The sequence below is a fragment of the uncultured Marivita sp. genome, from assembly GCF_947488135.1.
In the GTDB taxonomy this organism is placed as follows: domain Bacteria; phylum Pseudomonadota; class Alphaproteobacteria; order Rhodobacterales; family Rhodobacteraceae; genus Marivita.
In genome coordinates, this window is record NZ_CANKYW010000001.1 from 916,999 (window position 1) to 929,352 (window position 12,354).

Annotated in this window: 9 protein-coding genes; 3 read left to right on the forward strand and 6 right to left on the reverse strand. The window is 62.5% G+C overall.

The window, feature by feature from the left end; translation table 11 throughout:
- Positions 1-256: 256 nt before the first annotated feature.
- From Q1B16_RS04605 to Q1B16_RS04615, 3 genes are all read left to right on the forward strand, one after another.
- Positions 257-2,359, forward strand: a complete 2,103-nt coding sequence (locus Q1B16_RS04605) for a 3-hydroxyacyl-CoA dehydrogenase NAD-binding domain-containing protein (protein WP_299785044.1) — start codon at positions 257-259, stop codon at positions 2,357-2,359.
- Positions 2,352-3,557, forward strand: coding sequence for a 3-oxoadipyl-CoA thiolase (gene pcaF / locus Q1B16_RS04610; RefSeq protein ID WP_299785045.1), 1,206 nt, complete (start codon positions 2,352-2,354; stop codon positions 3,555-3,557). The genes Q1B16_RS04605 and pcaF overlap by 8 nt, the downstream gene beginning before the upstream one ends.
- Before the next feature lie 218 nt (positions 3,558-3,775).
- A complete protein-coding gene (locus Q1B16_RS04615) occupies positions 3,776-6,283 on the forward strand; it encodes a cation:proton antiporter (RefSeq protein ID WP_299785046.1) in 2,508 nt (835 codons plus the stop codon).
- 51 nt (positions 6,284-6,334) lie between these two features.
- Here Q1B16_RS04615 and Q1B16_RS04620 read toward each other — a convergent pair whose 3' ends face one another.
- From Q1B16_RS04620 to Q1B16_RS04645, 6 genes are read right to left on the reverse strand one after another with little or no spacing between them, the layout of a single operon-like run.
- Positions 6,335-7,195: a fumarylacetoacetate hydrolase family protein gene (locus Q1B16_RS04620; protein ID WP_299785047.1), complete on the reverse strand. Its 861-nt coding sequence runs from the start codon at positions 7,193-7,195 to the stop codon at positions 6,335-6,337.
- Between the two features lie 52 nt (positions 7,196-7,247).
- Positions 7,248-7,958, reverse strand: coding sequence for a ThuA domain-containing protein (locus Q1B16_RS04625; protein ID WP_299785048.1), 711 nt, complete (start codon positions 7,956-7,958; stop codon positions 7,248-7,250).
- Entirely contained in the window at positions 7,955-8,824 is an 870-nt protein-coding gene (locus Q1B16_RS04630) for an NAD(P)-dependent oxidoreductase (protein WP_299785049.1), read from the reverse strand. The genes Q1B16_RS04625 and Q1B16_RS04630 overlap by 4 nt, the downstream gene beginning before the upstream one ends.
- Complete coding sequence (locus Q1B16_RS04635; protein ID WP_299785050.1) at positions 8,824-10,335, reverse strand: sugar ABC transporter ATP-binding protein; 1,512 nt, start codon at positions 10,333-10,335, stop codon at positions 8,824-8,826. The genes Q1B16_RS04630 and Q1B16_RS04635 overlap by 1 nt, the downstream gene beginning before the upstream one ends.
- Positions 10,332-11,333 (reverse strand): ABC transporter permease, encoded by a 1,002-nt coding sequence (locus tag Q1B16_RS04640; RefSeq protein WP_299785051.1) that lies wholly within the window; start codon positions 11,331-11,333, stop codon positions 10,332-10,334. The genes Q1B16_RS04635 and Q1B16_RS04640 overlap by 4 nt, the downstream gene beginning before the upstream one ends.
- Positions 11,334-11,347: 14 nt before the next feature.
- Complete coding sequence (locus Q1B16_RS04645; protein WP_299785990.1) at positions 11,348-12,322, reverse strand: ABC transporter permease; 975 nt, start codon at positions 12,320-12,322, stop codon at positions 11,348-11,350.
- Positions 12,323-12,354: the final 32 nt, after the last annotated feature.

The window sequence follows — 12,354 nt, forward strand, 5'->3', positions numbered from 1 at the left end:
TGGCCTCAAAATTCGTAGCAATTGCTACGAATGTCAACGTACGCTGTCTTTGCCAAGCCCCCCTGAAATGCGCGACCGGCCTATGCTTCTGACAAGACCGCTCCGACCGTCTCATCATATCACACGCGCCGCCTTTCGCCCAAGCAAGGCATCCAGCCGCCGATCATCGCCCCTTGCGATGGCGACCGGTGGCTTGCATGATCGCGCTCACGGCGGTGGCTTCGCCATCGCGACCTGACTATCGAAGAGATTTCTCATGAGCCGCAATGACTTGGTTGTCCGTCTTGAACGCCGCGACGGTTTCGGCATCGTGACGATCGACAATCCGCCGGTGAATGCCGGGTCGACGCCAGTGCGGACGGAGTTGTTGGCCTGTCTGACAGAGGCCGCAACGCTTGACCTGCGCGGCATCGTGATCATCGGAGCGGGGCGCAGTTTCATCGCGGGATCGGACATCCGGGAATTCGGTGCTCCGTTGCAGGCTCCGGAACTGCCCGAGGTGATTGCGGCAATCGAAGACAGCCCCCATGTTGTTTGCGCTGCGATCCATGGGGCAGCACTGGGCGGAGGCTTCGAACTCGCGCTTGGCTGCGACCTGCGCGTCGCAGCGCGGGATGCGGTCGTGGGCTTGCCGGAGGTGACGCTGGGTATTCTGCCCGGCGCGGGTGGCACGCAACGCCTGCCGCGCCTGACGGGCATTCCCGAGGCGATCAGCCTCATCTGCTCCGGTCGCCGCGTGCCCGCGCCGGACGCGCTAGAGCTTGGGTTGATCGACGCGCTGGCCGACACGTCTGGTCCCGAGGATATGGCCGCAACCGCAATGCGCGCGATCGAAGCGGCCCCGACCAAGCGCCGCCTGCGCGACATGGCCATTCCCGTCCCGAACCCTTCGGCTCTGACAGCAGCGGAAACCGCCGCGCTGCGGCGCGGGAAGGGACGCCCGAACGTTGTCGAGGCGGTTTCCTTGATCAAGCTCTCCGGCGAAACAACGGTGGAGGACGGCTTGAAACGGGAACGCGCCGCGTTTCAGTCGCTCAGGTTGCAGGAGGACGCGTTCGCATTGCGCCATCTGTTCTTCGCCGAACGCGCGGCTGCGCGGGTCGACGGACTGACCGAACCGGCGTCAACTTTAGAGAGGGTCGGGATCGTCGGCGGCGGAACGATGGGACTGGGCATCTGTCGCGCGGTCCTTGCGGCGGGTCTTCCCGTCACATTGATCGAGCGGGACGCGGCGTCGCGCGACGCTGTCAGGGCTGCGTTGGAGGACGCCTTGCACGCCGCCGTTTCCAAGGGGCGCGTGACGGACGCCGAAGCTGAACGCCGGATGCAACTGCTGACCGTGAGCGATCAGATTGCGGACCTCTCTGACTGTGACCTTGTGATTGAAGCGGTGTTCGAGGACATGGCGCTCAAGACACGCGTCTTTCAGGACCTCGACCGCATTCTTAAACCGCAGGCGGTGCTGGCCACCAACACATCCTATCTCGACATCGACGACATGGCCGCTGCCACCTCACGCGCGCAGGACGTGATCGGCCTGCATTTCTTCAGCCCCGCAGACGTGATGAAGCTTCTCGAAGTGGTACTCGCGGCGAAAACGTCCGACCGGGCGCTTGCCACAGGACTGGCTTTTGCGAAGAAGCTGGGCAAGCACCCCGTCGTGGCGCGGGTGGCCGAGGGGTTTATCGGCAATCGCATCTACGCCGCCTATCGTCGGCACGCGGAATTCATGATTGAGGACGGGGCGTCGCCGCAGGACGTGGATATGGCGGCGACCGCCTTTGGATTTGCCATGGGTCCCTGCGCGGTGGGCGATCTCTCCGGGTTCGATATCGCCTGGGCGATGCGCAAGCGACAGGCGGTGACCCGGGATCCCGACATGCGATACGTGGATATCCCCGACCGCTTGTGCGAGGCCGGGCGCTTTGGTCGAAAGACCGGGGGCGGGTGGTATGACTATACCGACGGCAAGCCAGTGGCGTCGGATACGGTCGCGAGGATCATTGCAGAGGCGCAAAAGGTGAAATCGGTCACACCGCGTGGTGTTTCCGCCGAAGAGATCCAGGACAGGTTGCTTGGCGCGATCCTGACCGAGGCCGCGCATGTCCTGTCCGAAGAGATCGCGCAGCGCCCCGGGGACATCGATGTGACACTGGTTCACGGCTATGGTTTCCCGCGTTGGACGGGCGGTCCGCTGTGGTGGGCGTCGAACCAGACACCGGACCGGATCGCGCGTATGGTGAAAGCCGTCGCGCAGGCCGAGGGACGACCCGCAGATGCAGAGCACGTCGAGGCCATGCTCGCCCCATTACGGACCCAGCGTGTCGAGATCGAAAGAAGGAAACTGGGCCATGCGTGACGCTTTTATCTGCGACTACATCCGGACGCCGATCGGCCGCTACGCAGGTGCGCTTTCGTCGGTTCGGACGGACGATCTTGCCGCCGTGCCTCTGCGGGCGCTGATGGCCCGCAACAGCCGTGTGGACTGGGCCGCGATCGACGAAGTAATACTTGGATGTGCCAACCAGGCGGGCGAAGACAACCGCAACGTGGCGCGCATGGCGGTCTTGCTGGCGGGGCTGCCGGAAACGGTGCCGGGCGTCACTCTGAACCGGTTGTGCGGGTCGGGGATGGACGCGGTGATCGCCGCGTCTCGGGCAATCCGGGCCGGGGAAGCGGACATCATGATCGCCGGAGGTGTCGAAAGCATGTCACGAGCGCCGTTCGTCATGCCGAAAGCCGACAGCGCCTTTTCCCGCACCGCAGTGATCGAGGACACCACCATCGGCTGGCGCTTCATCAACCCGATCATAAAAGCGCAATACGGCGTGGAGTCGATGCCGGAAACCGCCGAGAACGTTGCCGAGGCGTTTGAGATCAGCCGCGAGGATCAGGACGCCTTCGCGATCCGATCACAGCAGAAGGCCGGTGCGGCGATGGCCGACGGACGCCTGGCACCCGAGATCACCTCGGTCTCCATCCCGCAGCGTCGCGGCGATCCGCATGCGGTCGATATGGATGAACACCCGCGTCCGGACACCACTCTGGAGGCATTGGGCAAACTCCGCGCGCCGTTCCGCGATGGTGGGTCGGTCACGGCAGGCAACGCCTCTGGTGTGAACGATGGTGCAGCGGCGCTGATCCTCGCCTCGGAAGAGGCCGCAAAGGCGCATGGTCTTACGCCGATCGCCCGCGTTCTGGGGGGATGTGCGGTCGGCGTTCCGCCGCGTATCATGGGCATCGGCCCGGCCCCCGCATCGAAGAAGCTGATGGCGCGCTTTGGTCTTTCGCCGTCGGATTTCGATGTGATCGAACTCAACGAGGCCTTCGCAAGCCAGAGCCTCGCGACATTGCGCGATCTCGGCCTTGCCGATGACGACCCAAGAGTGAATCCGAATGGCGGGGCGATCGCCTTGGGCCATCCTTTGGGAATGTCCGGTGCGCGGATCGTGGGCACCGCCGCCTTGCAGTTGCAGATCACCGGAGGCACCCGCGCCCTGTCCACGATGTGCGTCGGCGTCGGGCAGGGCGTTGCCGTGGCGATCGAACGGGTGTGATCCGGCGGGAGCGTTCGTAGGGCGCGGAGGATACGCGGGCTCGCCGACCGCAAATCGCGTCCAAGCGAAGCGTCGGTGCGTATTCAACGATCATGGGTACGCTCAGGAGGCTAGCGTTCCACATCGCTGACGAAGAGCCGCTGGCCGTGGCAATATTTCTGCCAGATGCACACGGCTTCTCAATTCCCTCTGTCTGAAATTCCCGCTACTTCAGCCAGGTGGATATCGTACTCGTCACAACGATCATTGCGTCGCTCTTCCTCGTGATCGGGGTCGCCGAGCCTTTGGCGGCGCGGTTGCGGCTGCCGTATAGCGTGATCCTGGCGGTGCTCGGCGTTCTGATCGGGGCAGGGGCGATCTTTTTCCTGCGCACCGATCTGACGGATGCGCTGAACCCGGTGGCCGAAGCGATCCTCGGGTTACCCATCCGGTCCAACGTTTTCCTTTACGTTTTCCTGCCGACATTGCTGTTCCAGGCGACACTGGGCATGAACCTGCGCAGGATGCTCGACGATTGGGTGCCGATCCTGATGCTCGCCATCGTCGCGGTCGTCGTGGCAACCCTGAGCGTCGGATACGCGCTTTTCTGGGTCAGTGCCTTGCCGCTTGCCGCCTGTCTGTTGATCGGTGCCATCGTTTCGACCACCGATCCATCTGCCGTGGTCTCGATCTTCCGGTCGATCTCGGCCCCGCGTCGCCTTGCGCGCATCATCGAGGGCGAAAGCCTTTTGAACGACGCCGCCGCGATCGCGCTGTTTGGCCTCTTCATGGGCTTCGTGATGCTCGGCGTTCCGGATCCGAAACTGGCAGACGCGCTGACCCGGTTTCCGGTCCTGATCGCCGGTGGCGCGCTGACAGGGTGGTTCGCGGCGCGGATTGCGGTCTGGTTGATGGCGCTGTTCCGGCGGCACGAACTGGCGCAAATCTCGATCTCGGTGGCATTGCCCTACCTCGCCTATATCGGGGCCGAGCAAAGCATCGGGGCGTCTGGCGTGATCGCCGTGGTCGCGTCGGGCCTGACCCTGAACCTGACCGCTCCGGGTCGCCTGCCGCCACAGGCTTGGGTCAATCTGCGCGAAGTGTGGGACGTTCTCGCGCATTGGGCGGGGGCGCTCATCTTTATCCTTGCTGCGCTTCTGATCCCTCGCCTGCTGGAAGAGGTCCGGGTCGAGGACTTCCTGCTGGTGGGGGTCGTCGTGCTGGCAGCGATCGCCGCGCGGGTGGTGATCCTCTTCGGTCTGTTGCCGCTTCTGACGGTGCTCAAACTCTCCCCTCCGGTCGAGCGACCTTATCGGGCGGCAATCCTCTGGGGCGGTCTTCGGGGAGCGGTGACGTTGGCGCTGGCATTGGCGGTGACCGAAAGCTTCCGGGTACCCGACGGCATCCAGCGCGTTGTCGGCATCCTAGCTACGGGCTTCACGCTGTTCACGCTCATCGTTCAGGGTACAACCCTGCGCTGGGTCATCGGGCGGCTGGGCCTCGACCGGTTGTCGCCCATCGACGAGGCGCTGTCGCGGCAGGTGGTCGCGGTCTCTTTGCAGACTGTGCGCGAGGACGTGGCCGAGACGACCAGGAATTACGACCTGAACCGCGACACCGTGCGGTCCGAAGCCAAGTACTTTGCGGAGCGGCTGGACGAAGCCGTCAAATCCGCCGAGGACAGCGCCGACATCCTCGACCGTGACCGGATTACGCTCGGCTTGATTGCGCTCGCGGGGCAGGAGCGCGACACGATCCTCGCACGGATGCGCGAACGGACGATTTCGGCGCGGATGGCCGAACAGGTGTTGTCGGATGCGGACCGGCTGATCGAAGGCGCGCGGTCGCAAGGTCGCAGTGGATACCAGCGTGCCGCGCGTCGCAGCGTGGCCTACGGAAAATCCTTTCGCGCTGCGGTGATCCTGAACAACCGTATCGGTGTCTCCTGGCCTCTGGCCCGCATGACCGCCGACCGGTTCGAGCTTTTGCTGTCCCAACGCCTGATCCTGCGCGACCTCGGCGCCTTTATCGACGGGCGAATTTTGCGCATCCACGGGCGTCGTGTCGCCGATCTGCTTCAGGAACTGTTGTCCCGGCGGATCGAGGCGGTGGACACGGCGCTTGAGGGGCTACGCCTGCAATACCCGGGCTATGCCGAGGAACTGGAACGGCGCTTCATCCGACGCACCGCTCTGCGACTGGAGGAGCGGGAATATACCGCGATGCGCGAGGACGGTTTGATCGGGGCCGAAGTATACGCGTCGCTTATGCGGGATCTCGACACGCGGCGCGCGGCGGCTGAAGATCGACCAAGCCTCGATATCGCACTACGATGGGCGGAACTGGTGCGGCAATTCCCGCTTTTCGCCGATCTCGACGATGCCGCGCTCAACCGGCTTGGCCGGGCGCTCAAGACGCGTTACGTCAATGCGGGCGACCTGATCATGCGCAAGAACACTGCGGCGAAGAACGTGTTTTTCATCGCCTCCGGCGCGGTCGAGCTCGAAACCGCAGGTCAGACCTGGCGTCTGGGGCGCGGCGAGATGTTCGGACAGCTCTCGATCCTCGTGAACAAGGCGCGCCGGGCCGAGGTTCGGGCCATCGCACCATCGACATTGCTGGTTCTGGATGAGGCCCGGTTCCGCCGTCTTCTGGGCCGCAGCACGGCTTTGCAGGAGGCGGTTCGGGAAAGCGCCATCAAGCGTGGCGTGGAGCCGGGCGAGATTCTGCGTCCCGGCGCGGTTTGAAAGGAGGGCCGTCCTGAAACGCGTGTTCAGGACGACCTCTAGGAGGTTTCTTCAGCCTTTCGCGGCCAGGACCGGGGAGGCTTGTTCACCCAGACCCGCGATGCCCAGCGTCACGACTTCGCCGCCCTTGAGGTAGCGCGGTGGCTTCTTGCCCATGCCCACACCCGGAGGCGTACCGGTCGAGATGATGTCGCCGGGTTGCATGCTCATGAACTGGCTGCAATACGAGATCAGATGCGGCACCTTGAAGATCAGGGTCGCCGTGCTGCCGGATTGCATACGCTCCCCGTCGACGTCCAACCACATCTCGAGATTGTCGACATCGCCCACCTCGTCGGGGGTGACGAGCCACGGACCGGTCGGCCCGAACGTGTCGCAGCCCTTGCCCTTGTCCCATGTTCCGGCCCGGTCCAGCTGGTATTCGCGTTCGGATACGTCGTTGATGACGCAAAAACCCGCGACGTGGTTCATCGCATCCGCTTCGTCGATATAGACCCCGGGTTCGCCGATCACGACGCCCAGCTCGACCTCCCAATCGGTTTTCTCTGATCCGCGCGGGACCTGGATTGGGTCGTTCGGACCGCAGATGGCCGAGGTCCATTTGTTGAAGATGATCGGTTCGGGCGGGATTGGCATACCGGCCTCTTCGGCGTGATCGGCATAGTTGAGACCAATGCAGACGAATTTGCCAACGCTCCCGACGCAGGGCCCGAGACGCAGGTCGTCTTGCGGAGTACCATCGACAACCGGCAACGTGTCCGGGTCCAGACTTTGCAGTGCTTTCAACCCGGACGGGCGCAGTGCGTCGCCACCGATATCGGCGACAACGCCCGACAGATCGCGGACACGGCCGGACGCATCGAGCAGGCCCGGTTTCTCGGCACCCGGGGCACCATAGCGCAGAAGTTTCATTGGTTCTCCTTATCGTTCCGTTATGTGGTCGGTGCAGGCAGGCGGCGCTGCATCACCGGGATTTTCCCGCAGCGGCCCAAAGGCTGCCGCGCCGGATGATCTCAGTTACCTGCGGGACTTTCAAATCATCAAGTTCGTGCCCGATCGAGCAGTAGAAAACGCGTCCCTTGTCCCAGCGACGTTTCCAGACCACCGGGATCACCGTGCCTTCAATCCACCACAGGTGATCGCCCGAAAAGGTCGTGGTGGCCAGAACCTCGTTCGAAGGATCGACCAGCATGTAGTATTGTTCCGAGGTCAGCCGGAAGCTGCGGATCCCCTCAACGATGGGATCGTCCGGTTTGCAGATCGTCACATCGTAGTCGATGTAATCCTCGCGCGGTTGCAGATTGTCCGGCCAGCCCGGGGGGTGGGCAACGAACTGCCCGCCGATCAGGAAGTGATAGGTGGGCCGGTCGCGAAACGCGTCGCCCATGTGACCGTGCCAGCCCGCAATGCCGCAGCCATCGCCGATCAGCTTGAGCAACCCGTCTTCCTGCGGTTTGGTCATGTTGCCGAATTCCGTGCGGTGGCCGGATCGGGCCGAGGACCAGATCGGTGTGATCAGGTCCACATCTGCCAGGGTCTCGGGACGCTCCAAAGGCTCCATCGTGTCGTAGACATCGACATCGAAACCGTTGTCTTCCAGCAGCGCCTTGTACCAGTCCGCAAACTCGGTCGGCGCATGGCCTTCCCAGCCGCCGACAAACAGAACCGCTTTCATGGGCTTTCCTTTCGCATGTAATCGCGCATCGCCGCCATGTCCCGGTCGCCATATCCCTGCGCTTCGGCGTCCTTCAAACGCGCGAGGGTTTCGCGCCCTTGCGGAAAGGATACGCCCAGGTCGTGCGCCAGGGCTGCCGTGATTTCCATGTCCTTGCGCGCCAGCGAGACGGTGAAGGTCACGTCATGCGCGCGGTCATCAAGGTAAAGCGGGCGGCGGTAGGACAGCATCGGTGCCGCCGCCGCGCTGGCTTCGATCACGTCGAACGCGAGGTCCGGTGCGATGCCGGCCTTGTCCGTCAGGCTCAGCGCCTCGGACACGGTCTGGTTCATGCCGTGGATCAGGGCGTTCACCGCCAGCTTCATGATCGCGCCCGCACCCGGACGGCCAAGATAGACGGTCCGCTTGCCCATTGCCTCGAAGAGCGGCGCCAGTGTTGCCCCGTCCTGTTCCGTACACCCGGCCATGATCAGCAGCTGCGCATCGCTTGCCGCCTGCGTCGCGCCGGAGACTGGGGCGTCGATGACCGTGGTTCCGTCTGGCGCGGCCGCGACGAGCGCAGCAATGTGTTCCGGACTCATTGTACCCATCACCACCACGAAAGACGGCGCTGTGGACGCAAATACGCCTTTGTCCCCAAGGTGAAACGCTTCCGAGGAGGTATCGTCCGCCAACATGCTGATCACGACATCGCAGGTCTCGGCCAGATCGCGTGGTGTCTCCGCGACCGCGCACCCAATCTCGTCCGCAAACGCCAGCGCCTTTGAGGTGGTACGGTTCCAGACGGTCAGGTCGAAGCCCGCACGCGCGAGGTTTCGCGCCATCGGCACACCCATCCGGCCCAATCCTGCAAAGCCGATCCGCATCACGCGGCCTCGTTCGATTTGATCCCGGAAATGGCTTGAATGAGATTATCTTCGCTGACCTCTTCCGAAGTGAAGGTCCGCATGATCCGGCCCGAATACATGGCGACGATCCGGTCGGAGACGTGCAGCACCTCGGGCATTTCCGAGCTGATGACCATGACCGCATAACCCTGCGCGGCAAGTTCTCGTAGCAGCTTGTGAATTTCCGATTTGCTGCCCACGTCGATACCGCGCGTGGGTTCGTCCACGATCAGCACATTGGGATGCATAGAGAGCCATTTGCCAATGACGATTTTCTGCTGGTTGCCGCCCGACAGGTTGCCGACCTGCTGTTTCCACCCCGGCGTGCGAATATCCAGCCGGTCGCGGTACTGGTCGAAGATCGCAATTTCGGCCCCTTCGGCCACGAACGGCCCGGCCTTGAGGTCATCGACCTGCGGCAGGGTCATGTTGTCCCGGCAATTCATGCCCAGCACGAGCCCTTGCCCCTTGCGGTCTTCGGGAACGAGGCTGATACCTCGCGCAATCGCGTCGGCGGGGGAGTGAATGCGCACCTCTTCGCCGTCGAGAAGGATCTTACCGGCGGAGGGGTCGCGCAGACCGAACAGCGTTTCGGCGATCTCGGTTCGGCCTGCACCGACGAGACCGTAAAAGCCCACGACCTCACCCCGGCGAACCTCGAAGCTCACGTCCTGATAGAGTTTGCCGCAGCTCAGACCGCGCACTTCTAGTGCAACATCGCCCAGTTCGTGGTGCGATGCGTTTCGGCTGAGGTCCAGCGTGCGACCGATCATCATCTGAGTCACGGCTTCTTCGTCGGTGTCCGCCGTGGCCACGGTGCCTTGGTATTGCCCGTCCCGCAGGATCGAGATGCGGTCGGTGATCTTGAAGATCTCCTCCATCCGGTGCGAGATATAGATGATCCCCACGCCTTCGGATTTGAGATCAGCGATAACGTCGAACAACACGGACTTTTCCGCATCCGTCAACGAGGCGGTGGGTTCGTCGAAGATCACCGCCTTGGCGTCCACGGTGAGAGCGCGGGCAATCTCGACCATCTGCTGATTGGCAATGGACAGGTCGCCTACGCGGGTTTTTGCGTCGAACCCGACATTGAGCTTCTTCAGGATCGCATTTGTGCGCTCCGCAAGTGTCGCCCAATCGACGCGACCAAAGCTCTTTCGCGGCAGTTCCCCGAGGTAGATGTTTTCCGCGACAGTCAGTTCTTCGGCAAGGCTGAGTTCCTGGTGAATGAACACGATGCCTTTGGCCTTGGCTTCGAGCGGACCTGCCATGACCACCTTGTGGTCGCCCATATAGATCGCGCCGCCGTCGGGTTGGTAGATGCCGCCAAGCACCTTCATGAGCGTCGACTTGCCAGCGCCGTTTTCGCCCATCAAGGCATGTACCTCGCCCGGCATGACCGAGAAGGAAACTCCGTCGAGCGCGCGCACACCGGGGAAAGTCTTGACGATGTCGTCGAGGTGGAGAACGGGTTTCGCGTCGGTCATACCTTCAACTCCTCTTTGCCTTTGACGTTCAGTTGCCGTTCGAGGAACAGCACCGCGATAAGGATCAGGCCGATCACGAGGTTCACAGTCGAGGTATCGGCCCCGATATGGCCCAGCCCCTTGCGCAGAAGCTGAATGGCGATGACGCCACCGAAGGTGCCCATGACGCTGCCTGCGCCGCCGGTGATTTTGGTGCCGCCCAGAACAACCGCCGTGATGACCCACAGCTCGTAAAGTTGCCCGTCATTGGGATTTACCGACCCGGACTCCGAATAGAAGACCACTGCGGAGAGTGCTGCGAGGAAACCGATGATGGCGAAGTTGATCATCATATGTGGCCCGACGCGGATCCCTGCGTTGACAGCCGCCTCGCGATTGTCACCGATGGCATAGGCATTGCGGCCGTGCACGGTCTTGGTCATCACGAACCAGATCACCAAAGTGACCGCCAGCAGGAACCACGACGCCGTGGCAAGCCCCAGAAACTCGGCTTCGGCGATATCGACCAGAGTCCAGTTGAGGTGGCTCGTGGGGTTTTCGCCGTTGAACATGAAGACGATGCCCCGGAAGCCGAGCATGGAGCCCAGTGTCACGATGAACGCATCCACCCCGGTTTTCCACACGATCAAACCGTTCAGCGCCCCCAGGAGGGTTCCAACCGCAAGCGCCAGCAGGCAGGCCACCGGGATCACCCAATCGCCAAGGCCCGCGAAGATCGGCCAGGTCATGCTGTCCAGCAGGATGATCGCGGCGATGGCATAGGTGGCCCCGACACTCAGGTCGATATTGCCGTTCACCATCACGATCGTCATGCCCATGGCGATGATGCCGATGGGAGCCGACTGCTTGAGCAGCAACAGCATGTTGTCGTAATCCATGAAGGCTTTGTCGGACAGCGAGAGATATTCGCCTGCGACGCTGAAGAAGATCAGCTCAAGCACGATAAAGCCCCAGATCGCGCCGTTCTTCAGCGCTTTGGACAGTGCACCCGGTTGCATGGTTCTGCTCTCCCTTACGCGATTGGCGACAAAAGCTTGCCGCGCTTGGCCGCGATATCGAGCCAGACAGCAAGGATGATGATGACCCAGGTCACGATGAACTGGACGTAGAATTGCAGACCCAGAAGCAGCAGGCCGTTCTGGATAAAACCAAGGATGAGCACGCCGATGACGGTCTTGAAGATCGTCCCTGAGCCACCAAGAAGCGACGCGCCCCCCAGAATGACTGCGGCCAGCACTTCAAGCTCCAGCCCTTGGCCAACAGTGTTCTGCGACCCCAGCGACCGGCTTGCCTGGATCAGCCCCGCTGTTGCCACACAGGCGGCGGATATGATGTAACAGGTGAACACGGTGCGCGCGCGTTTGATGCCCGAGAAAGTGGCGGCCGTGCCATTGCCGCCCACCGCGTAGACCTTCCGTCCGAAGGCCGTTTTGGCAAGCACGATGCCAAGCAATGCCGCAAGTGCTGCGAAGATCAGGATAGGGACGGGAATACCAAGCGCGGTCCCCTGTCCAAACACGCTGAACCAAGTGCCTTCCTTGTCGGCGATATCCATGTTCTGACCGCCCGAATAGGTCAGCGTCAACCCGTGGATCGCGGATAACATGCCAAGGGTGACGATCAGAGAATTGAGCCTGAGATAGCCGACCAAGAACCCGATGAAGGCGCCAAGGCACAATGTCATCCCGAACATGGCCGGAATGGCAAGGAACGGGCCGATCTTGTCGTGCAGGTCCAACACCACGATGGTCGAGAATGACATCATCGACCCCACCGACAGATCAAGGTTGCCGCTGATCACAACAAACGTGACCCCAAGTGCCATGACCCCCAGTATGGCCGACGACCGCACGACGCTGAACACGTTGTCGACCGACAGGAATTTCGGATTGGCGATGGTGAACGCGATGATGAACACGGCAAAGGCAATCAGGATACCCTGCTTTGCCAGCACGCTGCCGATCTGTTGTTTGGTCAGTGTGGCCATGATCCCCTCCCTAAGGTCGCTGGCGTTCTGTT

Coding starts and splice junctions, on each gene's coding strand:
- Q1B16_RS04605 (WP_299785044.1), top strand. CDS start 257: ATGAGCCGCAATGACTTGGTTGTCCGTCTTGAACGCCGCGACGGTTTC.
- Q1B16_RS04645 (WP_299785990.1), bottom strand. CDS start 12,322: ATGGCCACACTGACCAAACAACAGATCGGCAGCGTGCTGGCAAAGCAG.
- Q1B16_RS04640 (WP_299785051.1), bottom strand. CDS start 11,333: ATGCAACCGGGTGCACTGTCCAAAGCGCTGAAGAACGGCGCGATCTGG.
- Q1B16_RS04625 (WP_299785048.1), bottom strand. CDS start 7,958: ATGAAAGCGGTTCTGTTTGTCGGCGGCTGGGAAGGCCATGCGCCGACC.
- pcaF (WP_299785045.1), top strand. CDS start 2,352: ATGCGTGACGCTTTTATCTGCGACTACATCCGGACGCCGATCGGCCGC.
- Q1B16_RS04620 (WP_299785047.1), bottom strand. CDS start 7,195: ATGAAACTTCTGCGCTATGGTGCCCCGGGTGCCGAGAAACCGGGCCTG.
- Q1B16_RS04635 (WP_299785050.1), bottom strand. CDS start 10,335: ATGACCGACGCGAAACCCGTTCTCCACCTCGACGACATCGTCAAGACT.
- Q1B16_RS04630 (WP_299785049.1), bottom strand. CDS start 8,824: ATGCGGATCGGCTTTGCAGGATTGGGCCGGATGGGTGTGCCGATGGCG.